21 protein-coding genes are annotated in these 22,208 nt (G+C 68.8%); 15 read left to right on the top strand and 6 right to left on the bottom strand.

Annotated elements, in window-relative coordinates; translation table 11 throughout:
• Positions 1-6: 6 nt before the first annotated feature.
• Positions 7-135, bottom strand: coding sequence for a hypothetical protein (locus tag KPB06_RS03830; protein ID WP_023476234.1), 129 nt, complete (start codon positions 133-135; stop codon positions 7-9).
• On the opposite strand from KPB06_RS03830, the gene pyk reads away from it, so the two are divergent.
• From pyk to KPB06_RS03800, 6 genes are all read left to right on the top strand, one after another.
• A complete protein-coding gene (pyk, locus tag KPB06_RS03825; RefSeq protein ID WP_050014704.1) occupies positions 134-1,570 on the top strand; it encodes a pyruvate kinase in 1,437 nt (478 codons plus the stop codon). The genes KPB06_RS03830 and pyk overlap by 2 nt on opposite strands.
• A 317-nt stretch (positions 1,571-1,887) precedes the next feature.
• On the top strand, positions 1,888-2,952 hold the full coding sequence (gene fba / locus KPB06_RS03820) for a class II fructose-bisphosphate aldolase (protein WP_059578563.1): 1,065 nt from the start codon (positions 1,888-1,890) through the stop codon (positions 2,950-2,952).
• A 233-nt stretch (positions 2,953-3,185) separates the two neighbouring features.
• Positions 3,186-4,076 carry a phosphoribosylaminoimidazolesuccinocarboxamide synthase gene (locus tag KPB06_RS03815; RefSeq protein ID WP_027785305.1) on the top strand — a complete coding sequence of 297 codons (891 nt, stop codon included), beginning with the start codon at positions 3,186-3,188 and terminating at the stop codon, positions 4,074-4,076.
• Between the two features lie 16 nt (positions 4,077-4,092).
• A complete protein-coding gene (gene purE, locus KPB06_RS03810) occupies positions 4,093-4,614 on the top strand; it encodes a 5-(carboxyamino)imidazole ribonucleotide mutase (protein ID WP_039360624.1) in 522 nt (173 codons plus the stop codon).
• 89 nt (positions 4,615-4,703) lie between these two features.
• Positions 4,704-5,900, top strand: a complete 1,197-nt coding sequence (locus KPB06_RS03805) for a 5-(carboxyamino)imidazole ribonucleotide synthase (RefSeq protein ID WP_059578558.1) — start codon at positions 4,704-4,706, stop codon at positions 5,898-5,900.
• Between the two features lie 11 nt (positions 5,901-5,911).
• The gene (locus tag KPB06_RS03800) at positions 5,912-6,940 is read left to right on the top strand and encodes an L-threonylcarbamoyladenylate synthase (protein ID WP_059578557.1); all 1,029 of its coding nucleotides are present in this window, start codon (positions 5,912-5,914) and stop codon (positions 6,938-6,940) included.
• A gap of 89 nt (positions 6,941-7,029) precedes the next feature.
• Here the strand turns inward: KPB06_RS03800 and KPB06_RS03795 are convergent, their stop codons facing one another.
• From KPB06_RS03795 to dacB, 3 genes are all read right to left on the bottom strand, one after another.
• Positions 7,030-8,169, bottom strand: a complete 1,140-nt coding sequence (locus KPB06_RS03795; RefSeq protein ID WP_059578553.1) for an SGNH/GDSL hydrolase family protein — start codon at positions 8,167-8,169, stop codon at positions 7,030-7,032.
• Between the two features lie 95 nt (positions 8,170-8,264).
• Positions 8,265-9,179, bottom strand: coding sequence for a sterol desaturase family protein (locus KPB06_RS03790; protein ID WP_059578550.1), 915 nt, complete (start codon positions 9,177-9,179; stop codon positions 8,265-8,267).
• A gap of 312 nt (positions 9,180-9,491) precedes the next feature.
• Positions 9,492-11,024 carry a D-alanyl-D-alanine carboxypeptidase/D-alanyl-D-alanine endopeptidase gene (gene dacB, locus KPB06_RS03785; protein WP_059578548.1) on the bottom strand — a complete coding sequence of 511 codons (1,533 nt, stop codon included), beginning with the start codon at positions 11,022-11,024 and terminating at the stop codon, positions 9,492-9,494.
• A gap of 186 nt (positions 11,025-11,210) precedes the next feature.
• Between dacB and KPB06_RS03780 the strand changes: the two genes are divergently transcribed.
• From KPB06_RS03780 to KPB06_RS03755, 6 genes are all read left to right on the top strand, one after another.
• Positions 11,211-11,873: a response regulator gene (locus KPB06_RS03780; RefSeq protein WP_050014536.1), complete on the top strand. Its 663-nt coding sequence runs from the start codon at positions 11,211-11,213 to the stop codon at positions 11,871-11,873.
• 3 nt (positions 11,874-11,876) lie between these two features.
• Positions 11,877-13,223: an ATP-binding protein gene (locus KPB06_RS03775; RefSeq protein ID WP_059578545.1), complete on the top strand. Its 1,347-nt coding sequence runs from the start codon at positions 11,877-11,879 to the stop codon at positions 13,221-13,223.
• A 118-nt stretch (positions 13,224-13,341) separates the two neighbouring features.
• Positions 13,342-14,823 (top strand): DegQ family serine endoprotease, encoded by a 1,482-nt coding sequence (locus KPB06_RS03770; RefSeq protein WP_059578544.1) that lies wholly within the window; start codon positions 13,342-13,344, stop codon positions 14,821-14,823.
• 103 nt (positions 14,824-14,926) lie between these two features.
• Entirely contained in the window at positions 14,927-15,364 is a 438-nt protein-coding gene (locus KPB06_RS03765; protein WP_059578541.1) for a carboxypeptidase-like regulatory domain-containing protein, read from the top strand.
• A 129-nt stretch (positions 15,365-15,493) separates the two neighbouring features.
• Entirely contained in the window at positions 15,494-15,853 is a 360-nt protein-coding gene (locus tag KPB06_RS03760) for a DUF427 domain-containing protein (protein ID WP_059578538.1), read from the top strand.
• 28 nt (positions 15,854-15,881) lie between these two features.
• On the top strand, positions 15,882-16,589 hold the full coding sequence (locus tag KPB06_RS03755) for an SRPBCC family protein (RefSeq protein WP_059578536.1): 708 nt from the start codon (positions 15,882-15,884) through the stop codon (positions 16,587-16,589).
• Positions 16,590-16,648: 59 nt separating this feature from the next.
• On the opposite strand, the gene KPB06_RS03750 is transcribed toward KPB06_RS03755, so the two are convergent.
• The gene (locus KPB06_RS03750) at positions 16,649-17,656 is read right to left on the bottom strand and encodes a helix-turn-helix domain-containing protein (protein WP_059578533.1); all 1,008 of its coding nucleotides are present in this window, start codon (positions 17,654-17,656) and stop codon (positions 16,649-16,651) included.
• Positions 17,657-17,810: 154 nt separating this feature from the next.
• Here KPB06_RS03750 and KPB06_RS03745 point away from each other — a divergent pair, with 154 nt between their 5' ends.
• On the top strand, positions 17,811-18,476 hold the full coding sequence (locus KPB06_RS03745) for a cysteine hydrolase family protein (protein WP_059578530.1): 666 nt from the start codon (positions 17,811-17,813) through the stop codon (positions 18,474-18,476).
• A 37-nt stretch (positions 18,477-18,513) separates the two neighbouring features.
• On the opposite strand, the gene KPB06_RS03740 is transcribed toward KPB06_RS03745, so the two are convergent.
• Positions 18,514-19,155, bottom strand: a complete 642-nt coding sequence (locus KPB06_RS03740) for a TetR family transcriptional regulator (RefSeq protein ID WP_059578528.1) — start codon at positions 19,153-19,155, stop codon at positions 18,514-18,516.
• A 399-nt stretch (positions 19,156-19,554) separates the two neighbouring features.
• Here KPB06_RS03740 and KPB06_RS03735 point away from each other — a divergent pair, with 399 nt between their 5' ends.
• Together KPB06_RS03735 and KPB06_RS03730 are read left to right on the top strand one after the other, a co-directional pair.
• Entirely contained in the window at positions 19,555-20,829 is a 1,275-nt protein-coding gene (locus KPB06_RS03735; RefSeq protein ID WP_059578525.1) for an efflux RND transporter periplasmic adaptor subunit, read from the top strand.
• A gap of 15 nt (positions 20,830-20,844) precedes the next feature.
• A partial coding sequence (locus KPB06_RS03730; protein ID WP_275920415.1) for an efflux RND transporter permease subunit occupies positions 20,845-22,208 on the top strand: 1,364 nt, incomplete at its 3' end.

Raw genomic sequence — 22,208 nt, 5'->3', positions numbered from 1 at the left:
CGAGATTCAGAACAAAGCGATGCCGGGCGCCAGCACCGGCACGCTCCCCGGAGCGGCGGCCGCTGGGCCTGCCGCTTCCGGCTCTCGCAGCGTTTCACCCAGCGCATCCACCTTGATCCAGATGAGGAGTTTCATGCAGCGCGCCACCAAGATAGTCGCCACGATCGGCCCGGCTTCCAGTTCGCCGGAGATTCTGCTGCAGATGATGCAGGCGGGCCTCGACGTCGTGCGGCTCAATTTTTCGCACGGCACGGCCGACGATCACCGCCAGCGCGCCGAAATGGTGCGCGAGGCCGCCCGCAAGGTTGGCCGCGAGATCGCGATCATGGCCGATCTCCAGGGCCCGAAGATCCGCGTCGGCAAGTTCGAGAACGGCAAGACCACGCTCGTGCCGGGGCAGCCGTTCATCCTCGATGCGGGCTGTGAGCTCGGCAACGACGAGCGCGTCGGCCTCGACTACAAGGAGCTGCCGCGCGACCTGAAGCCGGGCGACCTGCTGCTGCTGAACGACGGCCTGATCGTGCTGACCGTCGAGCGCGTGCTCGGCGACGAGATCCACACGATCGTCAAGGTGGGCGGCGAGCTGTCCAACAACAAGGGGATCAACCGCCAGGGCGGCGGCTTGTCGGCCCCGGCGCTGACCGCGAAGGACATGGAAGACATCCGCACCGCGATGTCGCTCGGCGCGGACCTCGTCGCGGTGTCGTTCCCGAAGAACGCGACCGACATGGAAATGGCGCGCCAGCTCGCGAACATCGCGGGCGCGCCGTACGGAATCAAGCCGAAGATGATCGCGAAGATCGAGCGCGCGGAGGCGATCCCGGCGCTGCAGAGCATCCTCGACGCATCCGACGGCATCATGGTCGCGCGCGGCGATCTCGCGGTGGAAGTGGGCAATGCGGCCGTGCCGGCGCTGCAGAAGCGGATGATCCGGATGGCGCGCGAGTCGAACAAGCTCGTGATCACCGCGACGCAGATGATGGAATCGATGATCTACGCGCCGGTGCCGACCCGCGCGGAAGTGTCGGACGTCGCGAACGCGGTGCTCGACGGCACGGATGCGGTGATGCTGTCGGCCGAGACGGCCGCCGGCAAGTACCCGGTCGTCACGATCGAGACGATGGCGGCCGTGTGCGTCGAGGCGGAAAAGTCGGAAGAAGTCGAGCTGGACAAGGATTTCCTCGACCGCACGTTCACGCGGATCGACCAGTCGATCGCGATGGGCGCGCTGTTCACCGCGTACCACCTGGGCGCGAAGGCGATCATCGCGCTGACCGAATCGGGCGCGACCGCGCTGTGGATGTCGCGTCACTACACGCACGTGCCGATCTTCGCGCTGACGCCGCGCGTCGGCAGCGAGCGCACGATGGCGCTGTACCGCAACGTGACGCCGCTGCACGTCGACTTCAACAGCGACCGCGATTCGGCGCTGCAGGCGGCGCTCGAGATCGTCGTGAAGCAGGGTTACGTGCAGCACGGCGACATGGTCGTGCTGACCGTCGGCGAGCCGATGGGGCAGGCAGGGGGCACCAACACGCTGAAGATCGTGCGGGTCGGCGAGCACTATTGAGCGCCGGCTGAGCCTTCTCGAGCCGGCCCGCGAGCCGGCGGCCGGGTCGTCAGGAATCGAACTGGCACCGTTTTTTTACGCGCAAGCCGCGCGGGGTCCGAAGCCCCGCGCGGCTTTTTTTCTCCTTTTTGGCCGGATTGTGCCGTGCGAACGTAACAAATTGCGAGCGGGGGCCACCGGGCGGTCGGAATCGGAGGCGCTTCGCGATAAAATGCGGCTATTCGACGCTCAGCCGCGCCGCGCCGTTCCGGTTCAGCCGGGAGCGAGCGCCGCGCCGGCGTCAGGGCGCACCGGTTTTCATTCCAAGGAGTTCCACAATGCCTCTCGTATCAATGCGTCAATTGCTGGACCACGCGGCAGAGCACGGTTACGGCCTGCCGGCCTTCAACGTGAACAATCTGGAGCAGGTTCAGGCGATCATGGCGGCGGCGGACCAGGTCGGCGCGCCCGTGATCATGCAGGCATCGGCCGGCGCGCGTAAGTATGCGGGCGAGCCGTTTCTGCGCCACCTGATCGAAGCAGCGGTCGAATCGTATCCGCACATCCCGGTCGTGATGCACCAGGATCACGGCCAGTCGCCGGCGGTCTGCATGGCCGCGATCCGCAGCGGCTTCACGAGCGTGATGATGGACGGTTCGCTCGAAGCCGACGGCAAGACGGTCGCGTCGTACGAGTACAACGTCGACGTGTCGCGCAAGGTCGTCGAGATGGCGCACTCGATCGGCGTGACGGTCGAGGCCGAACTCGGCGTGCTCGGCTCGCTCGAGACGATGAAGGGCGACAAGGAAGACGGCCACGGCGCGGAAGGCACGATGACCCGCGAGCAACTGCTGACCGATCCGGAGCAGGCCGCCGACTTCGTGAAGCTCACGCAGTGCGATGCGCTCGCGATCGCGATCGGCACGTCGCACGGCGCGTACAAGTTCACGAAGAAGCCGACGGGCGACATCCTGTCGATCCAGCGCATCAAGGAAATTCACGCGCGCATCCCGAACACGCACCTCGTGATGCACGGTTCGTCGTCGGTGCCGCAGGAGCTGCTGGCCGAGATCCGCGAATTCGGCGGCGACATGAAGGAAACCTACGGCGTGCCGGTCGAGGAAATCCAGGAAGGCATCAAGCACGGCGTGCGCAAGATCAACATCGACACCGACCTGCGTCTCGCGATCACCGGCGCGATTCGCCGCTACCTGTTCGAGAACCCGGGCAAGTTCGATCCGCGCGACTACCTGAAGCCCGCGCGCGAAGCGGCGAAGAAGGTCTGTGTCGACCGTTACCTCGCGTTCGGCTGCGAAGGCCAGGCCGCGAAGATCAAGCCGGTGTCGCTCGACAAGATCGCCGAGCAGTACAAGTCGGGCGCGCTCGCACAGGTCGTGCGCTGAGACTGTAGTACGATTGCCCCGCCCGGTTCTGCCGCCGGGCATGGGCTGGCCGCCTGGCTGGCCGGATCCGATCCGGCCCCGGCAGCCGTTCCGTCCGGCCGAACGAGGGCCGGCCGGCAGCCGCCCGGGCGCTGCGCCCGCCGGTTCGCCGACGTATTGCAAGACCGCCGTTCCCGCCTGCCGCGGGGAACGGCGTTTCCCTTTTTGTTTGGCTCCTTATCTGCGAAAAGACGATGTCTACCCTTTACGAATCCACGCTCCGCTCGCTGCCGCTCCTCGGTCGCGGCAAGGTTCGCGACAACTACGCGGTCGGCAACGACAAGCTCCTGATCGTCACGACCGATCGCCTGTCGGCCTTCGACGTGGTGATGGGCGAGCCGATTCCGAACAAGGGCCGCGTGCTGAACCAGATGGCCAACTTCTGGTTCGACAAGCTCGCGCACATCGTGCCGAACCACCTGACGGGCGACGCGCCGGAAGCGGTCGTCGCGGCCGACGAGGTCGAGCAGGTGAAGGGCCGCGGCGTGGTCGTCAAGCGCCTCGAGCCGATCATGATCGAAGCGGTCGTGCGCGGCTACCTGGCCGGCAGCGGCTGGAAGGAATACCAGGCGTCGGGCGCCGTGTGCGGCGTGCAGCTGCCGGAAGGCCTGCAGAACGCGCAGAAGCTACCCGAGCCGATCTTCACGCCGGCCGCGAAGGCCGAGATGGGCGAGCACGACGAGAACATCACGTTCGAGGAAACCGAGCGCCGCATCGGCACCGAGCTGGCCGCGACGATCCGCGACATCTCGATCCGCCTGTACAAGGAAGCGGCCGACTACGCGGCGACGCGCGGCATCATCATCGCCGACACGAAGTTCGAATTCGGCCTCGACAACCACGGCAAGCTGTACCTGATGGACGAAGTGCTGACCGCCGATTCGTCGCGCTTCTGGCCGGCCGACCAGTACGAAGTCGGCACGAATCCGCCGTCGTTCGACAAGCAGTTCGTGCGCGACTGGCTCGAGGCGCAGCCGTGGGGCAAGACGGCGCCGGCGCCGGCGCTGCCGGCCGACGTCGTCGAGAAGACGGCCGCGAAGTACCAGGAAGCGCTCGAGCGCATCACGGGCCAGTCGCTCGCCTGACCAGAAGGAAGACGAAATGAGTGAAGTCCAGACCGCCCACACGCACAGCGCGCCGCTCGTCGGCGTGCTGATGGGTTCGAGTTCCGACTGGGACGTGATGAAGCATGCGGTCGCCATCCTGCAGGAATTCGGCGTGCCGTACGAAGCGAAGGTCGTGTCCGCGCACCGGATGCCCGACGAGATGTTCGACTATGCGGAGAAGGCGCGCGAGCGCGGGCTGCGCGCGATCATCGCGGGCGCCGGCGGCGCCGCGCACCTGCCCGGCATGCTCGCCGCGAAAACCACGGTGCCCGTGCTCGGCGTGCCGGTCGCGAGCAAGTACCTGAAGGGCGTCGATTCGCTGCACTCGATCGTGCAGATGCCGAAGGGCGTGCCGGTCGCGACGTTCGCGATCGGCGAGGCCGGCGCCGCGAATGCCGCATTGTTCGCGGTGTCGATCCTGTCCGGTAATTCGGTCGACTACGCGAACCGGCTCGCCGCGTTCCGCGTGCGCCAGAACGAAGCCGCGCATGCGATGGTGCTGCCGCCGCTGGAATGACGGCATGGCGCGCGGCCGCATGACGCGGCCCGCGCCGGATTTTCCCCACTGCGGCGGGCATCCGCGTTCCGCCGCGACCGACCACTGACATGACCGCAACTCCTGATTCCGTTTCCCCGATCCTGCCCGGCGCGTGGCTGGGCATGGTCGGCGGCGGCCAGCTCGGCCGCATGTTCTGCTTTGCCGCCCAGTCGATGGGCTATCGCGTCGCCGTGCTCGACCCCGATCCGGCGAGCCCCGCGGGCGCGGTCGCCGATCGGCACCTGCGCGCGGCGTACGACGACGAAGCCGCGCTCGCCGAACTGGCCGGCCTGTGTCAGGCCGTATCGACGGAATTCGAGAACGTGCCGGCCGCGGGCCTCGATTTCCTCGCGCGCACGACGTTCGTCGCGCCGGCCGGCCGCTGTGTCGCCGTCGCGCAGGACCGCATCGCGGAGAAGCGTTTCATCGAGGCGTCCGGCGTGCCGGTCGCGCCGCACGTCGTGATCGAATCGGCGGCGGCGCTCGCCGCGCTCGATGATGCTGCGCTCGGCGCCGTGCTGCCGGGCATCCTGAAGACGGCCCGCCTGGGTTACGACGGCAAGGGCCAGGTGCGCGTCGCCACCGCGCAGGAAGCACGCGACGCGCATGCCGCGCTCGGCGGCGTGCCGTGCGTGCTGGAGAAGCGCCTGCCGCTGAAATACGAAGTGTCGGCGCTGATCGCGCGCGGCGCGGACGGCCGTTCGGCCGCGTTCCCGCTCGCGCAGAACGTGCATCACAACGGCATCCTCGCGCTGACGGTCGTGCCGGCGCCGGCCGCCGATGCGGCGCGCGTCGAGGAAGCGCAGCAGGCGGCCATCCGGATCGCCGATACGCTCGGCTACGTCGGCGTGCTGTGCGTCGAATTCTTCGTGCTGGAGGACGGTTCGTTCGTCGCGAACGAAATGGCGCCGCGCCCGCACAACTCCGGCCACTACACGGTCGATGCGTGCGCGACGAGCCAGTTCGAGCAGCAGGTGCGCGCGATGACGCGCATGCCGCTCGGCAATCCGCGCCAGCATTCGCCGGCCGCGATGCTGAACATTCTCGGCGACGTGTGGTTCCCCGACGGCGCGGCGGCCGAGGCCGTCACGCCGCCGTGGGACACGGTCGCCGCGATGCCGGCCGCGCACCTGCACCTGTACGGCAAGGAAGAAGCGCGCGTCGGCCGCAAGATGGGCCACGTGAACTTCACGGCCGAGACGCGCGACGAAGCCGTCGCCGCCGCCACCGCATGCGCGCAACTGCTGCGCGTGCCGCTCGACTGAGGCGCGGGCCGATGTCCACCGATCTCCCAAAGCACGTGACGCCCGCGCAGATCGACGCGGCCGCCGCGTTGCTCGACGCGGGCCAGCTCGTCGCGTTTCCGACCGAAACCGTGTACGGGCTCGGCGGCGACGCGGCGAATCCCGAAGCCGTCGCGCGCATCTATGCGGCGAAGGGGCGGCCCGCGAACCATCCGGTGATCGTGCATCTGCCGCCCGGCGGCGATCCCGGCTACTGGGCCGACGGTCTGCCGGCCGACGCGCAGGCGCTGATCGATGCATTCTGGCCGGGGCCGCTCACGCTGATCCTGAAGCGTCACGCGCGCATTCCCGACGCCGTCAGCGGCGGCCAGGATTCGGTCGGGCTGCGCTGCCCGTCGCATCCGGTCGCGCAGGCGCTGCTGGCCGCGTTCAGCGCGCGGCGCGGCGGTCACGGCGGCGTGGCCGCGCCGTCCGCGAACCGGTTCGGCCACGTGAGCCCGACGACCGCGCAACACGTGCGCGACGAATTCGGCGACACCGTGCACGTGCTCGACGGCGGCGCGTCCGACGTCGGCATCGAGTCGACGATTCTCGACCTGTCGCGCGGTTTCCCGGCGCTGCTGCGTCCGGGCCACGTGACGCCGCAACAGATCGCCGACGTGCTCGGCCGCGCGCCGACACTGCCGGACGGCAGCGATGCGACGGCACCACGCGCGTCCGGCACGCTGAAAGCGCATTACGCGCCGCGCACGCCGCTCGCGCTGCTGCCGTTCGACGCGCTCGAGCCGCTGCTCGCGGCCGCGCAAACCGACGGCGAACGCGTCGCGCTCGTCGCGCGTGCGTCACGGGCAGGGCACTGGGCGCAGGCCGACGGCGTGCATTTCATCGCGGCGCCGGAAGATCCGCAGGCCTATGCGCGCGATCTGTACGGGATGCTGCGGGCGCTCGATCGCGCGCAGGTCGCGCGCATCCTCGTCGAGAAGCTGCCCGAGACCGTCGAATGGATCGCGGTCAACGATCGCCTCGGCCGCGCGGCGGCCGCGTTCGAAGCGCGCGACTGACGCATCCGTCCTCATCCGTCCGCACCAACAAAAAACGCCCGACCGGCGAACCCGGTCGGGCGTTTGCGTTGGGGCGCGTGGCCGGCGGCTTACTTGCCGACGCCCGCCTTCGCGATCTGCTGTTCGACGTACTGCGCGAACAGCGCATGCAGGCGCGTCGTCGGGTGGACCGTGTCGGCGAACATGTAGGTCTGGTCCGCATTCGCGACCGTGTAGTTCTGCGGCGAGCAGAACAGCGACGAGCCGAACGCGGTCGCGTTCGCGACGCCGTACTGCGTGGCGGCCTGGACCATCGCCTTCAGGTTGCACGCGGTGTCGGTATTCGACACGCTGAAGCCGTTCGCCTGGAAGTTCGCCGCGATGCCGTCCTGCCACGTGAACGAATCGACCACCGCGACCTTCGTCGGGTCGACCTTCAGCGCGGCGAGCGTGCCGGCCAGCGTCTTGTTGAACAGCCCCGACAGTTGCGTGAACGCGGCCTGCGTGCCGCCCTGCAGCGCGAGCGGCGTGCCGCCGATGTCCGGCACGTTCGCGACGAACACGTGCGTGGCGCCCGACGCGACGATCTGCTGGACGATCCCGCCGAGTTGCTGCGCGGCCAGGCCGATCGCCTGGGCCGCGGCGAGCTGCGCGGCCGGCGTGTTGCCTTGCGCCTGCGCGACCTGCGCCTGGTAGAAGATGTCGTTCGCGCCGCCGTTGATCAGCACGATCTGGCCGGCGTTGAAGCTGCCGTGCTGCGTCAGATACTGCTTGACCTGGTCGGCGATCGGCGTGGTGGTCGCCTGCGCGTAGTCGGAGTTCGGCACGCTGGCGTCCGCATGGCCGATGCCCGGCTGCAGCGTCACGCGCGAGCCGCCCTGCGCGTAGCCGAGGCCGCCGGTGGCTTGCAGCGGGATGCCGAAGCCGCCCTGGTTCGCGGGCTGCAGCGTGTCGCCGTAATATTGCGCGACGTTCTGCGTCCATACCTGGCCCGGGTTGGTCGTGAAGCGGCCGCCGCCGAAGCCGAGCTTGATCTGCGAGTAGGTGCCGACGTCGGACAGGCTGTCGCCGAACGACACGATCTGCATCTTCACGCCCGACGGCGGCGTGTTCGACGCGCTGCTGTTGTTGTTGTCGTCGCCGCCGCCGCACGCGGCGAGCAGCGCGAGCGCGGCGCCGGCGATCGCGATCTGCGCGGTGCGCAGCATGCGTTGACGCGTGCGGGAAGGTGCGTGTTGTTGTGTCTGCATCGTTCTATCTCCTCGTAGATATGGCCTGATGTGTTTCTCATCTGCCGCGTGCCTGCTCGGTTCCGGGCTGCGCGGCGGCCGTTGGCTGAAACGGTTTATCGGTCGCGCACGGCCGCTGTCGGCACGGTGCGCGGATCCTGGTTCGCGGCCTCGGCAATCTGCGCATGATAAGCGCTCGCCCATTCGGGCGGGCCGAAAATCGCGCGCAGCTTGTTGCGCCATCCGCCGACGCGCCACGCGTCGGACGCCATCGACACCCACTCGTGGAACGTCGCGACGAACGGGTTGTTCGAGCCGAGCCGCTCGACGATCCCGTACCGCGGCGGATCGTCGGGCGTTTCCTCGACATAGCTGCCGAACAGGCGATCCCAGATCACCAGGACGCCTGCGTAATTGCGGTCGATGTAGCGGGGATTGCGCGCGTGGTGCGCGCGGTGGATCGACGGCGTGTTCAGCACGTATTCGAGCCAGCCGAGCTTGCCGATCGCCTGCGTGTGCACGAAGAACTGGAACGCGAGGTTGATCAGCACGATGCCGACGACCTGTTGCGGCGGAAAGCCGGCGAACGCGAGCGGCAGCCAGAACAGCCACATGCCCGCGACCGGATACATCAGGCTCTGGCGGAAGGCGGTCGAGAAGTTCATCCGTTCGGACGAGTGGTGCACGACGTGCGCGGCCCACAGCCAGCGCACGCGATGGCTCGCGCGATGAAACACGTAGTAGAGGAAGTCCTGCGCGACGAACAGCACCGCGAACGACAGCCAGCCGTCGTGCCACGTGTGGACGCGATAGTGCCGGTAGCAGTACGCATAGACGGGAATCACGAACAGCCACGCGAGCTTGTCGGCGGCCTGGTGCATCAGCGCGAGCGCCGCGTTGCACAGCGTGTCGCGCCATGCATAGATGCGGTCCTGCGCACGGGTGCGGGCGAGGTGCCAGGCCTCCCACGCGATGCAGAGCAGGAAGACGGGCGCCAGCGCGAGCAGAAGCAATTCGACGTCGAATCGCATGGGCGTGTCTCCTTCGTTCCCCTGCAAGCCTTGAGGCCGGGCGTATGGCCCGTTGTAGATATCGTCAGGCCAACAGCCTACGCAATCGCCACGCGCTAGGCGAGGGGGCAGCGTAGAGGGTTCCCTCTGAGGACAGGGTTTCTACGGAATCCGTACTGCACGGGGCCCGGCGGTACGGCCCCGTTTTGCGGGACACGGCGCGCGCGCGGGGTATCGCGCGAGGGTGGCGGGGGCGTTTCAAACCGCGCGGGGCGCGGCGTGGGTCGCCCGGGCCGCCCTGTCGGGACGGCCCGATGCACGATGCGCGGATCGTCAGTGCGCGCCCACGTAGATCCACTCGAGCAGCGAGTCGTGCGCGGCGCGCGCGGCTTCCGCGTGATCGTCGTTGATGAAACTGACGACGACGTAGCTCTGCCCGTCCGCCCCGGCGACGTAGCCGGCGATCGCGCGCACGTCGCGCAGCGTGCCGGTCTTGATGTGCGCGTTGCCGAGCACGCCCGCGTTGGTGAGGCGGTTCTTCATCGTGCCGTCGATGCCGGCGATCGGCAGCGAATCGACGAACGCCTGCGCGACCGGGCTCGCGTTCGCGGCCTGGAGCAGCGCGGCGAGCGACAGCGCGCTCACGTGCTCTTCGCGCGACAGCCCCGAACCGTTCTCGAGCACGAGGTCGGGCATCGCGATGCCGTTCTTCTGCAGGAACGCCTGGATCGCGCGGCTCGACTGCTCGGGCGTCGCGGGCGGCTTGCCGCTGACCGCCCCGATCGTCAGGAACAGGTTGCGCGCCATCACGTTGTTGCTGAACTTGTTGATGTCGTAGACGATGCTGCCGAGCACCGGGCCGTGATGCACGGCGAGCGGCCGTGCGGTGGTCGGCACCTTGCCTTCGCTCACCGGCCCCGCGATCGTGCCGCCGTCCTGCTGCCACAGCGCGAGGAAGCCGCGCGCGAAGAACGTCGTGTGATCGAGGATCGCGAGGTTGGTCGTGTGCGCGCCGCAGCGCAGCGGGTAGTCGCCGGCGAACGACGCGGTCATGATCCCGCCGCCAGCCGTCAGCGTCGGGCGCGCGGCCGCGGCGGCCGCGCTGCACGAGCCGGCGCCTTCGACGAGCCGGTTGTCGATCGACAGGTCGGCGAGCGGCGGCAGCACGTCGACGGCGACCTTGCCGTCGTCGCCCGGCGTGACCGTGAACGACACGGCCTTGAACGCGTACAGCAGCGGATCGGGGCCGACGTTGTACGGCGCGCTGGCATCGTCGTCGAACGACGGCAGGTCGCGCGTCGACGCCGCGAAATAGCTCTTGTCGAGCACGAGGCCGCCAGCCACGCGCTTCACGCCGGCCTTGCGCAGCTTGTCGACGAGGTCGATCAGCTCCTCGGGCACGAGCTTCGGATCGCCGGTGCCCTTGATGTACAGGTTGCCCTGCAGCGTGCCGTCGGGATCGACCGTGCCGTCCGTGTACGCGGTGGTGCGCCACCGGTAGTCGGGGCCGAGGATCGACAGGCCCGAGAAGGTCGTCACGAGCTTCATCGTCGAGGCCGGCATCATCGGCCGGCTCGCATTCCACGCGACCAGCGGTTGCGGATCGCCGACGCGCTCCACCACGACGCTCATCGCCGACGCCGGCACCTTCGCGCGCTGCAGCGCGACGAGCACGGACGCAGGCAGCCCGGCCGCGCGTGCGGCGGGCGACACGACGGCGGTCTTGCGCGCTTCCTTGTGGGATTTCTTGCGGGCCTGCGCGGACGGCGCGAACGCGAGGGCCGTGCAGGTGGCGACGACGGCGGCCGCGCGCAGGCAGACGCGGGCGCGCGGGGCGAACCGGGCGGAAAGATCGGAAATCGGCATGGGCGAATACGGGAAAAGCAGGGGCTCGGGCAGGGCGCGCGCGGGCGCCGAAGCGCACATTGTAGAGACAAGTCGGGGCAGGTCCCTTGCAATCCGCCTTACTGTTGCATTGCACGGTGCCGCGCACGCGATTCGCGGCGCTACAATGGTCGCCGTGTTTGATTCGCCCCATGGATGCCTGTCGCGATGCGGATTCTGCTTGTCGAAGATGATCGAATGATTGCCGAGGGCGTGCGCAAGGCGCTGCGCTCGGACGGCTTTGCGGTCGACTGGGTGCAGGACGGCGACGCGGCGCTCACGGCGCTCGGCGGCGAGACGTACGACCTGCTGCTGCTCGATCTCGGCCTGCCGAAGCGCGACGGCATCGACGTGCTGCGCACGCTGCGCGGGCGCGGGCTGGCGCTGCCGGTGCTGATCGTCACCGCGCGCGATGCGGTCGCCGATCGCGTGAAGGGGCTCGACGCCGGCGCCGACGACTATCTCGTCAAGCCGTTCGACCTCGACGAGCTGGGCGCGCGGATGCGCGCGCTGATCCGCCGTCAGGCCGGGCGCAGCGAGTCGCTGATCCGCCACGGCGCGCTGACCCTCGATCCGGCTGCGCATCAGGTGACGCTCGACGGCGCGCCCGTCGCGCTGTCGGCGCGCGAGTTCGCGCTGCTCGAGGCGCTGCTCGCGCGGCCGGGCGCGGTGCTGTCGAAGAGCCAGCTCGAGGAGAAGATGTACGGCTGGGGCGAGGAGATCGGCAGCAACACGGTCGAGGTCTATATCCACGCGCTGCGCAAGAAGCTCGGCTCGGACCTGATCCGCAACGTGCGCGGGCTCGGCTACATGGTCGTCAAGGAAAGCTGACGCGTGCGGTCGATTCGTCATCAATTGCTGATCTGGCTGCTCGCGATCGTCGTCGCGGGCGTGGGCATGGCGGGCTGGCTCATTTACCGGCAGGCGCTCGCCGAGGCGAACGAACTGTTCGACTACCAGTTGCAGGAAATCGCCGCGGCGCTGCCGTCGGAGCCGTTCTCGCAGGTGTTCGGCTCGCGTACCAACGGCGACGAAGGCATCGTGATCCAGATCTGGAATCGCAACGGCGTGCTGATGTACTTCTCGCATCCGCGCGCGCCGATCGCGCCGCGCGCGGAGCTCGGCTTTTCGACCGAGCGCACCGATCGCGGCGAATGGCGCGTGTACGGCGCCATCGTCGGCGACAACGTCGTGCAGCTCGCGCAGCCGCTGTCGGTGCGCAACCGGCTGGCGGCCAACGTCGCGCTGCGCACGCTGTGGCCGCTGATCGTGCTGCTGCCGTTCCTCGGCGCGGCCGTGTGGATGATCGTCGGCCGCGGGCTCGCGCCGCTCGGCCGCGTGACGCGCGCGGTCGAGGCGCGCCGGCCGGAAGCGCTCGACCCGCTGCCCGACGCGCGCCTGCCGCTCGAGGTGCAGCCGCTCGTGCGGGCGCTGAACGGGCTGCTCGCGCGGCTGTCGGCGGCGCTCGACACGCAGAAGGCGTTCGTCGCCGACGCCGCGCACGAGTTGCGCACGCCGCTCGCGGCCGTGCAGATCCAGGCGCAGCTCGTCGCCCGCGCGAAGGACGATGCGTCGCGCGGCGAGGCGATCGCGGATCTCCAGGACGGCGTGTCGCGCGCGACGCGTCTCACCGAGCAACTGCTCGCGCTCGCGCGCGCGGAGCCGGACGGCGCGACGATGCGCGAGCCGGTCGACCTGCAGGCGCTGCTTACCGAGTGCGTGGCCGCGCATGCGCCGCTCGCGCAGCGGCACGACATCGATCTCGGCTTCGAGGAAACGTGCGCGGCGAGCGTCGTCGCGGACGTCGGCGCGCTGCGCGTGATGTTCGGCAACCTGCTCGACAACGCGGTGAAGTACACGCCGGACGGCGGCCGCATCGACGTATCGCTGACGCGCGACGCGGCCGGCCGCGCGTGCGTGCAGATCGCCGACAGCGGGCCGGGCATTCCGGCCGACGAGCGCGAGCGCGTGTTCGACCGCTTCTATCGCGACAGCACGGCGCGGGCACGCACCGACGTGTCGGGCAGCGGGCTCGGGCTCGCGATCGTCAAGCGCGTGGCGGCGCAGCAGGGCGCGACGGTGTCGCTCGGCGATGCGGCCGCGGGCGGCCTGCTCGTCAGCGTCGTGTTCCGCGACGCCGAGATGTCGACCCAGGCGCCGCAGCCTTCCGAATCCGCCTGAAGGGCGAGCCCGGCCGCCGGTAGCCGCGCGGCAGCCGCTTAAGCCTCGCTTAAGGCTGATTAAGCCTCCTTTAAGTCAGGGTCGTTACGCTGCGTCCTAACAACGAGGAGGTCCTACGATGAACACCCGATTCCTTGCGCGCGGCACCGTCGCGGTCGCCGTGGCGGCCGCCCTGTCGGCAGGCTATTTCGCCGGCACCCGCCGCGCCGATCCGCAGATCATCACGCCCGCGCAGGCCGCCATGATGCCGGCCGAAGCCGCCGCCAAGACCGGCATCCCCGATTTCTCCGGGCTCGTCGAAACCTACGGCCCGGCGGTCGTGAACATCAGCGCGAAGCATGTCGTGAAGCAGGTCGCGCGGCGCGCGCCGCAGCCGCAGCTGCCGATCGATCCGAGCGACCCGTTCTACCAGTTCTTCAAGCACTTCTACGGCCAGGTGCCGGGCATGGGCGGCGACGCGCAGCCGGACGACCAGCCGAGCGCGAGCCTCGGGTCGGGCTTCATCGTCAGTTCCGACGGATACATCCTGACCAACGCGCACGTGATCGACGGCGCGAACGTCGTCACGGTCAAGCTGACCGACAAGCGCGAATACAAGGCGAAGGTCGTCGGCGCCGACAAGCAGTCCGACGTCGCCGTGCTGAAGATCGACGCGAGCGGCTTGCCGACCGTGAAGATCGGCGACCCGGCGCAGAGCAAGGTCGGCCAGTGGGTCGTCGCGATCGGCTCGCCGTACGGCTTCGACAACACGGTCACGTCGGGCATCATCAGCGCGAAGTCGCGCGCGCTGCCCGACGAGAACTACACGCCGTTCATCCAGACCGACGTGCCGGTGAACCCCGGCAACTCGGGCGGCCCGCTGTTCAACCTGCAGGGCGAGGTGATCGGCATCAACTCGATGATCTACTCGCAGACGGGCGGCTTCCAGGGCCTGTCGTTCGCGATTCCGATCAACGAGGCGATCAAGGTGAAGGACGAGCTCGTGAAGACGGGCCACGTGAGCCGCGGCCGTCTCGGCGTCGCCGTGCAGGGGCTGAACCAGACGCTCGCGAGCTCGTTCGGGCTGCAGAAGCCGGACGGCGCGCTCGTCAGCTCGGTCGACGCCAACGGCCCGGCCGCGAAGGCCGGCCTGCAGCCGGGCGACGTGATCCTGTCGGTCAACGGTTCGCCGGTCGCCGATTCGACGTCGCTGCCCGCGCAGATCGCGAACCTGAAGCCGGGTTCGAAGGCCGACCTGCAGATCTGGCGCGACAAGTCGAAGAAGTCGATCAGCGTGACGCTCGGCGCGATGGCCGATGCGAAGCTCGCATCGAACGACGGCGGGCCGGTCGAGCAGGGCCGCCTGGGTGTCGCGGTGCGTCCGCTGTCGCCGCAGGAGCGCAGCGCGGACAACCTGTCGCACGGGCTGATCGTGCAGCAGGCCGGCGGGCCGGCCGCGAACGCGGGCATCCAGCCTGGCGACGTGATCCTCGCGGTGAACGGCCGCCCGGTCACGAGCCCCGAGCAGTTGCGTGACGCGGTGAAGGGCGCGGGCAACAGTCTTGCTCTGCTGATCCAGCGCGATAATGCACAGATCTTCGTGCCGGTCGACCTGAGCTGACCGGCAGCGGCCGCGGCCGGCCAGCCCGGCTGCGGCGGGCGCCGCCGCCGTGCGATCGCGTGACGCTGCGCCCAGTATGTGTTCCGACCCCAAGGAGAGAGCCATGCAAAATCTACGCAACGTGTCCCGATTTGCCGTCGCCGCGGCGCTGGCCGCCGGCCTCGCAGCCGGCGCGACCGGCGCGTACGCGCAGTCGGACGGCTTGCCCGCCGCGCGCCAGCAGGGCGACGTCACCTTCGTGTCCGGCGGCGTCGGGCTGGACGAATCGACGGCGTTCCAGCGCAGCGAGGCGCAGTGGCCGCTCGCGCTGCGCTTCACCGGCAAGGGCGGCGAGTTCCTGGCCGACGTCCATGTCCGGATCGTCGACGGCAAGGGCGCCGAAGTGCTAAAAACCGATGCGCGTGGGCCCTACATGCTCGTGAAGGTGCCGCCTGGGCGCTACACGGTGCACGCGTCGTACCAGGGTAGCGACGAATCGCGCGCCGTCACGGTAGGCGCGAAGGGCGGCGCGAAAGCCGCGTTCCAGTGGAGTGCGCAGTAGCCCGCCGCACGCGGCCGCGATCCCGGTCGCGCAATCGGACGAAGTTTCGCCCATAATGAAAGCCACGGCATGCGTGCCGTGGCTTTTTCGTTTCCTGCCCCGGCCTGACTGCCGCCCGAAGGAGAGACGATGTCCGATGCAGCCGACCCTCGACTCGAAATCGTGCCGAACCGTCATCGCGTGCGCGTGATCCATCGCGGCATCACCTATGCCGATTCGCACGGTGCGCTGACGGTCCGTGAGGCGGGGCTTCCGGACATCCATTACCTGCCGCGCGGCGACGTCAACATGCGCCGGCTCGTGAAATCGGGCGTCACGTCGGCCTGCCCGTTCAGGGGGCAGGCCGTGCATTTCGACTTGCAGACGGAAGACGGCGTGATCGAGAACGCCGCATGGAGTTACGAACAGCCGAAGGAGGCGGCGGCCGTGCTCGCGCTCTACGTCGCCTTCGATGTCGCACGGGTCGACAGTCTCGTCGAGACGTCCTGATGCGGCGCGCGTTCATCGGGGAGGCGACATGGAACTGAACGACACGTTACGCGTACCGCTCGCGCCGCCTGTCGTGCGGGACGCGCTGGAGGATCTCGCACTGCTGCGCGCGAGCTTCGATCATTGCGAATCGTTCGTGAAACTCGCGCACGGCGAGTTCGCGCTGACGATCACGGTGCCGCTCGGCCCGCTGCGCGCCCGCTACGACGTGCGCGCGCACGCGGCCGCCGAGCAGGGCGACGCGCAAGGGCAGCCGCGCCGCGTGCTCAACTTCAAGGCGCGGGCCGACGGCCTCGGCGCGCTGCGCGGCCAGGTCGAACTCGTGCTGATGCCGGATGACGATGCGACCGCCACGCGGATCGAGTACGTGGTCTGGGCCACCGCGAGCGGGCCGCTCGCCGAATTGCCGGGGCGGCAGATCGACAATGCGCTGCGGGAATGGACCGACACGTTCTTCCGCGAGTTCAGCGCGGTCGTGCAGGCGAAGCACGGCCTCGCGCCGAATCGCGCGAGCGCTTCTGCGCAGCGGCGCCAGCATGTGTTCCTGCGGCCGGCATCGCTGATGGCCGCGACGAAGCGTTCGCTGCCGCCGCATCTCGGCGGCGCGCTGAGCGGGCGGGCGGCGAGCGCGCTCCGGCATCGCGATTCCGGCACGGTGCCCGTGTGGGCCTGGGCGGCGATGATCGTGTTCGTCGCGCTCCTGCTTTACGCGGCGCGCTGGTTCAACGGCGGCTGAGCGGCCGATCGGCCGCCCGGTTCCGCGTCACGGCCCGCGCTGCGCCCGCGCGGCGGGTGTCACCGTCTCCCGTCGGCACCGGCTCCGGCGCCGCGAAATTCCCTCCGATACGCAGACGGCGACGTGCCGAGCGCGCCCGTGAAATGCTGGCGCAGCGACACGCTCGAGCCGTAGCCGGCCGCCTGCGCGATCGCGTCGATCGATTGGCCGGTGGTTTCGAGCAGAAGCCGCGCACGTGCGAGCCGCTCGGCCTGCAGCCACGCGGTGACGGTCGTGCCGGTCGCCTGGCGGAAGTGGCGCGTGAACGTGCGCCGGCTCATCAGCACGCGTTCGGCGAGCGAATCGACGCTGTGCGCGGCGTCGAGATGGCCGCGTACCCAGTCGAGCAGCCCCGCGAGCCGCGCGTCGCGCGGGTGCGCGGCGACCGGCTGCGGCACGTACTGGGCCTGCCCGCCCTGACGGTGCGGCGGGATCACGAGGCGGCGCGCGATGCGGTTCGCGGCGTCCGAGCCGAAGCGCCGCCGCACGACGTGCAGACAGCAGTCGAGGCCTGCCGCGGTGCCGGCCGACGTCATCAGGTTGCCGTCGTCCACGTACAGCACGTCCGGATCGAGCTTCACGCGGGGAAAGCGCTGCGCGAAATCGTCGGCCCACGCCCAGTGCGTGGTGGCCGGGCGACCGTCGAGCAGGCCGGCCGCGGCGAGCACGTAGGCGCCGAGGCACAGGCCGACGAGTTCCACGCCGCGCGCGGCGACCGCGCGGACCGCATCGAGCAGCGCGTCGGGCGGCGTTTCGTCCGGGTCGCGCCACGAAGGCACGATGACGATGTCCGCATCGTCGAGCGCGTCGAGCCCGTACGGCGCGGTGATCGTGAAGCCGCCCGTCGTCGCGAGCGGGCCGCGCTCGACCGAGCAGACGCGGAACTCGAACGCGGGCGACACGGCCGCGTCGCGTGCCTGGCCGAACACGACCGACGGCACCGACAGGTGGAACGGGCTGATGCCGTCGTACGCGATCACCGCGACGACGGTCGGAATGGAGCTGACGGGCGACGCGGCGGCGAGCATGGCGCGGTTCCGGGAAGGTGATGGCCCGATTCTATCGAAGAATGGCTATCGGGCCACTATCAGCCCGGGTCGCGCGCGCCGACAATGCATCGCATCGCACTGCTGGCCGCCCCGCTCCGGGGCGGGGCAGCGCCTCCCCGACCAGGAGATCGCCATGTCGAACACGGCCCCGCATTCCGCTTCCCGTCCCGCTGCCCGCCGCGCACTGATCGTGATCGACGTGCAGAACGAATACGTGACGGGCAACCTGCCGATCGAATATCCGCCGCTCGACGTGTCGCTGGCGAACATCGGCCGCGCGATCGACGCCGCGCACGCGGCCGGCGTGCCGGTGATCGTGGTTCAGCACGTCGCGCCGGCCGGCGCGCCGATCTTCGCGCCAGGCACCGACGGCGTCGCGCTGCACGCGGTGGTGGCCAGCCGGCCGTACGCGCATCGGATCGAGAAGGCGCAGGCGAGCGCGTTCGCCGGCACCGATCTCGCCGCGTGGCTCGACGCGCACGGGATCGACACGCTCGCGGTGGCCGGCTACATGACGCACAACTGCAATGCGTCGACCGTCTATCACGCGGCGCATGCGGGGCTGAAGGTCGAGTACCTGAACGACGCGACGGGCGCGCTGCCTTACGAGAACGAAGCGGGCGCGGCGAGCGCCGAAGAGATTCACCGCGCGTACGGGGTGGTGTTCCAGTCGAATTTCGCGGCGGTGATGTCGACCGACACGTGGATCGCGGGGCTGGCCGGCGCGGCGATGCCGGCGCGCGATTCGGTGGCCGCGTCGAACCGGCGGGCCCGCGCGCGGCGCGCGAAGGCAGCCTGACCCGGTACGGCGACGCGGCGCGCGATGCGCCGCCCGGTCAGTCGCCGTCCTTCAGCATCGCCGGGCTGTAGCGCAGCATGTCGAAGCAGCCGTCGACGAGCTTTTCCGCATGCTGCTCGGCGTCGATCTCGTCGGGCAGCATCAGCATGTCGCGCACGAAGCCGCTGACGAGCGTGTGCAGCATCAGCGCCGCACGCCACGTATCGAGCCGCTCGGGCAGCAGCTTGAGCCCCACGGCCGCCGCGAGATCGGCGTCGATCATGTGCAGCGCCTCGCTCATCCCCGCGCGGTTGCGCTGCAGCAGCGGCTCCATGTCCGCGACGTACTCGCACTTCATGAACAGGATGCTGAACACGCGCCGCAGCTGTGCGTCGCGCTGCACGCCGAGCAGGCACCAGATCAGGATCTGGCGCACCTTCTCCAGCGGATTGCCGCCCGGCGCGTCGAGCGGTATCCGCTTCAATTCGTCGATCGGCAGGAACACGCGGTCGAACATCGCATCGAACAGTTCGCTCTTGTTCGCGAAATGCCAGTAGATCGCGCCGCGCGTCACGCCGGCGTGCTGGGCGATGTCCGCGAGCGACGTGTGCGACACGCCTTTTTCGAAGAACACGTGTTCGGCGGCGTCGAGAATGCGATTGCGCGTCTCGAGCGCCTCCTCCTTGGTACGTCTGACCATGTGCAGGCCTGATTGGATCGATCGTGGATGAATATAGGGTCCGCAACCCCTCGTCGCCGTCATGCGGACGGGCTATGCTGGCGGTTGGTAACAATCCGTAAGACTGAACAGCCGGCGGAGCACGAACGGGCTTTTTACATACATTCGTGAATGTATATACAATACCACCCTACGATCGAATGACCCAAGTGGCAATCAGTTAATATCCCACTCTGCTGATTCCCGCCCTAGTATCAGTCCGCAGTTCGCGGCATCCCCGTCGGCACGGAGGTCTCGTGCCGACGTGCTGTATCCAGCAGTCCAGTAATTCGGTGTTCGATCTGCGCCGCGAGGCGCATCCGTGTTGCGCTCCCGCCGGGTGCCGCACTTATTCCATTGGTTACACACAGAGGTCGCTCCATGCGCGTCGAACGGGTTCCATACCGCTTGATCACTGTCGCGGCAGCCGCGGTTTTCCTGGCTGCCTGCGGAAAAAAAGAATCGGCACCGCCGCCGCAAACGCCGGAAGTCGGCGTCGTCACCGTCCAGCCGCAAGCCGTACCGGTCTTCACCGACCTGCCGGGCCGCACCAGCGCATTCCTCGTCGCGCAAGTGCGTGCACGGGTCGACGGCATCGTGCTGCGCCGTGAATTCACCGAAGGCACCGACGTCAAGGCCGGTCAGCGCCTCTACAAGATCGATCCGGCGCCGTACATCGCGGCGCTGAACAGCGCGAAGGCGACGCTTGCGAAGGCGCAGGCGAACCTCGTCACGCAGAACGCGCTGGTCGCGCGCTACAAGGTGCTGGTCGCCGCGAACGCGGTCAGCAAGCAGGACTACGACAACGCGGTGGCCACGCAAGGCCAGGCCGCGGCGGACGTCGCGGCCGGCAAGGCGGCGGTCGACACCGCGCAGATCAACCTCGGCTATACGGATGTCGTGTCGCCGATCAGCGGCCGCGTCGGCATCTCGCAGGTCACGCCGGGCGCCTACGTGCAGGCGAGCCAGGCGACGCTGATGTCGACGGTGCAGCAGCTCGATCCGGTGTACGTCGACCTCACGCAGTCGAGCCTCGAAGGGCTGAAGCTGCGCCAGGACGTGCAGAGCGGCCGTCTGAAGACGAGCGGCCCGGGCGCGGCGAAGGTGTCGCTGATCCTGGAAGACGGCAAGACCTACTCGGAGCCGGGCAAGCTGCAGTTCTCGGACGTGACGGTCGACCAGACCACCGGCTCGGTGACGATCCGCGCGGTGTTCCCGAACCCGGGCCGCGTGCTGCTGCCGGGGATGTTCGTGCGCGCACGGATCGAGGAAGGTGTGAACGAGAACGCGTTCCTGGTGCCGCAGATCGGCGTCACGCACGACCAGAAGGGGCAGGCGATCGCGATGGTCGTGAACGCCAGCAACAAGGTCGAGCCGCGTCCGCTGAAGACGACCGGCATGCAAGGCCAGAACTGGATCGTGGAAGGCGGTCTGCAGGCGGGCGATCACGTGATCGTGCAGGGCGTCGACAAGGTGCGCCCGGGCGCGACCGTGAAGACGGTCCCCGCGCAGCTCGCGCCGGCGGCCGATGCCGCCTCGGGCGCCGCTGCCCCCGCCGCGCCGGCCGCTGCCGGGTCCGGCGCCGCCGCCGCTTCCGGTGCCGCCGCATCGGGCGCCGCGCCGGCGAGTGCTGCCGCTGCTTCGAGCGCGCAATAACAGGGAGCCTGTTTCATGGCAAAGTTTTTTATCGATCGCCCGATCTTCGCGTGGGTGATCGCCATCATCCTGATGCTGGCCGGGGTTGCGGCGATCTTCACGCTGCCGATCTCGCAGTATCCGACGATCGCGCCGCCATCGATCCAGATTACCGCGAACTACCCGGGCGCTTCCGCGAAGACGGTGGAAGACACGGTGACGCAGGTGATCGAGCAGCAGATGAGCGGTCTCGACAACTTCCTGTACATGTCGTCGACGAGTGACGACTCGGGCAACGCAACGATCACGCTGACCTTCGCGCCGGGCACCAACGCCGACATCGCGCAGGTACAGGTGCAGAACAAGCTGTCGCTCGCGACGCCGGTTCTGCCGCAGGTCGTGCAGCAGCTCGGTCTGTCGGTCACGAAGTCGAGCAGCAGCTTCCTGCTGGTGCTCGCCTTCAACTCCGAAGACGGCAGCATGAACAAGTACGACCTCGCGAACTTCGTGGCGTCGCACGTGAAGGATCCGATCAGCCGGCTGAACGGCGTCGGTACCGTCACGCTGTTCGGCTCGCAGTACGCGATGCGGATCTGGCTCGACCCGAACCGCCTGACCAACTACGGCCTCACGCCGGTCGACGTCAGCTCGGCGATCACCGCGCAGAACGTGCAGATCGCGGGCGGGCAGATCGGCGGCACGCCGGCGAAGCCGGGCACCGTGCTGCAGGCGACGATCACCGAATCGACGCTGCTGCAGACGCCCGAGCAGTTCGGCAACATCCTGCTGAAGGTCAACCAGGACGGCTCGCAGGTTCGCCTGAAGGACGTCGCGCAGATCGGCCTCGGCGGCGAAAACTACAACTTCGACACGAAGTACAACGGTCAGCCGACCGCGGCACTCGGTATCCAGCTCGCGACCAACGCGAACGCGCTCGCGACCGCGAAGGCCGTGCGCGCGAAGATCGACGAGCTCGCACCGTTCTTCCCGCACGGCCTCGTCGTGAAGTATCCGTACGACACGACGCCGTTCGTGAAGCTGTCGATCGAGGAAGTGGTCAAGACGCTGCTCGAAGGTATCGTGCTCGTGTTCCTCGTGATGTATCTGTTCCTGCAGAACCTGCGGGCGACGATCATCCCGACGATCGCGGTGCCGGTCGTGCTGCTCGGCACGTTCGCGATCATGTCGATGGTCGGCTTCTCGATCAACACGCTGTCGATGTTCGGTCTCGTGCTCGCGATCGGCCTGCTGGTCGACGACGCGATCGTGGTGGTCGAGAACGTCGAGCGCGTGATGGCGGAGGAGGGGCTGTCGCCGAAGGAGGCGACCCGCAAGGCGATGGGGCAGATCACCGGCGCACTCGTCGGCGTGGCGCTCGTGCTGTCGGCGGTGTTCGTGCC

The organism is Burkholderia semiarida (genome assembly GCF_029268935.1).
In the GTDB taxonomy this organism is placed as follows: Bacteria; Pseudomonadota; Gammaproteobacteria; order Burkholderiales; family Burkholderiaceae; genus Burkholderia; species Burkholderia semiarida.
Note: the sequence above shows the minus strand (reverse complement) of the source record. Positions and strands in the feature narration are given on the sequence as shown.

Excerpts from the sequence above, each read along its gene's own strand:
- KPB06_RS03815 (WP_027785305.1), top strand. The coding sequence starts at position 3,186 with ATGTCTACCCTTTACGAATCCACGCTCCGCTCGCTGCCGCTCCTCGGT.
- purE (WP_039360624.1), top strand. The coding sequence starts at position 4,093 with ATGAGTGAAGTCCAGACCGCCCACACGCACAGCGCGCCGCTCGTCGGC.
- KPB06_RS03750 (WP_059578533.1), bottom strand. The coding sequence starts at position 17,656 with ATGCTCGCCGCCGCGTCGCCCGTCAGCTCCATTCCGACCGTCGTCGCG.
- KPB06_RS03800 (WP_059578557.1), top strand. The coding sequence starts at position 5,912 with ATGTCCACCGATCTCCCAAAGCACGTGACGCCCGCGCAGATCGACGCG.
- KPB06_RS03740 (WP_059578528.1), bottom strand. The coding sequence starts at position 19,155 with ATGGTCAGACGTACCAAGGAGGAGGCGCTCGAGACGCGCAATCGCATT.
- fba (WP_059578563.1), top strand. The coding sequence starts at position 1,888 with ATGCCTCTCGTATCAATGCGTCAATTGCTGGACCACGCGGCAGAGCAC.
- KPB06_RS03780 (WP_050014536.1), top strand. The coding sequence starts at position 11,211 with ATGCGGATTCTGCTTGTCGAAGATGATCGAATGATTGCCGAGGGCGTG.
- KPB06_RS03790 (WP_059578550.1), bottom strand. The coding sequence starts at position 9,179 with ATGCGATTCGACGTCGAATTGCTTCTGCTCGCGCTGGCGCCCGTCTTC.
- pyk (WP_050014704.1), top strand. The coding sequence starts at position 134 with ATGCAGCGCGCCACCAAGATAGTCGCCACGATCGGCCCGGCTTCCAGT.
- dacB (WP_059578548.1), bottom strand. The coding sequence starts at position 11,024 with ATGCCGATTTCCGATCTTTCCGCCCGGTTCGCCCCGCGCGCCCGCGTC.
- KPB06_RS03765 (WP_059578541.1), top strand. The coding sequence starts at position 14,927 with ATGCAAAATCTACGCAACGTGTCCCGATTTGCCGTCGCCGCGGCGCTG.
- KPB06_RS03795 (WP_059578553.1), bottom strand. The coding sequence starts at position 8,169 with ATGCAGACACAACAACACGCACCTTCCCGCACGCGTCAACGCATGCTG.
- KPB06_RS03755 (WP_059578536.1), top strand. The coding sequence starts at position 15,882 with ATGGAACTGAACGACACGTTACGCGTACCGCTCGCGCCGCCTGTCGTG.
- KPB06_RS03735 (WP_059578525.1), top strand. The coding sequence starts at position 19,555 with ATGCGCGTCGAACGGGTTCCATACCGCTTGATCACTGTCGCGGCAGCC.
- KPB06_RS03805 (WP_059578558.1), top strand. The coding sequence starts at position 4,704 with ATGACCGCAACTCCTGATTCCGTTTCCCCGATCCTGCCCGGCGCGTGG.
- KPB06_RS03770 (WP_059578544.1), top strand. The coding sequence starts at position 13,342 with ATGAACACCCGATTCCTTGCGCGCGGCACCGTCGCGGTCGCCGTGGCG.
- KPB06_RS03745 (WP_059578530.1), top strand. The coding sequence starts at position 17,811 with ATGTCGAACACGGCCCCGCATTCCGCTTCCCGTCCCGCTGCCCGCCGC.
- KPB06_RS03830 (WP_023476234.1), bottom strand. The coding sequence starts at position 135 with ATGAAACTCCTCATCTGGATCAAGGTGGATGCGCTGGGTGAAACGCTG.
- KPB06_RS03760 (WP_059578538.1), top strand. The coding sequence starts at position 15,494 with ATGTCCGATGCAGCCGACCCTCGACTCGAAATCGTGCCGAACCGTCAT.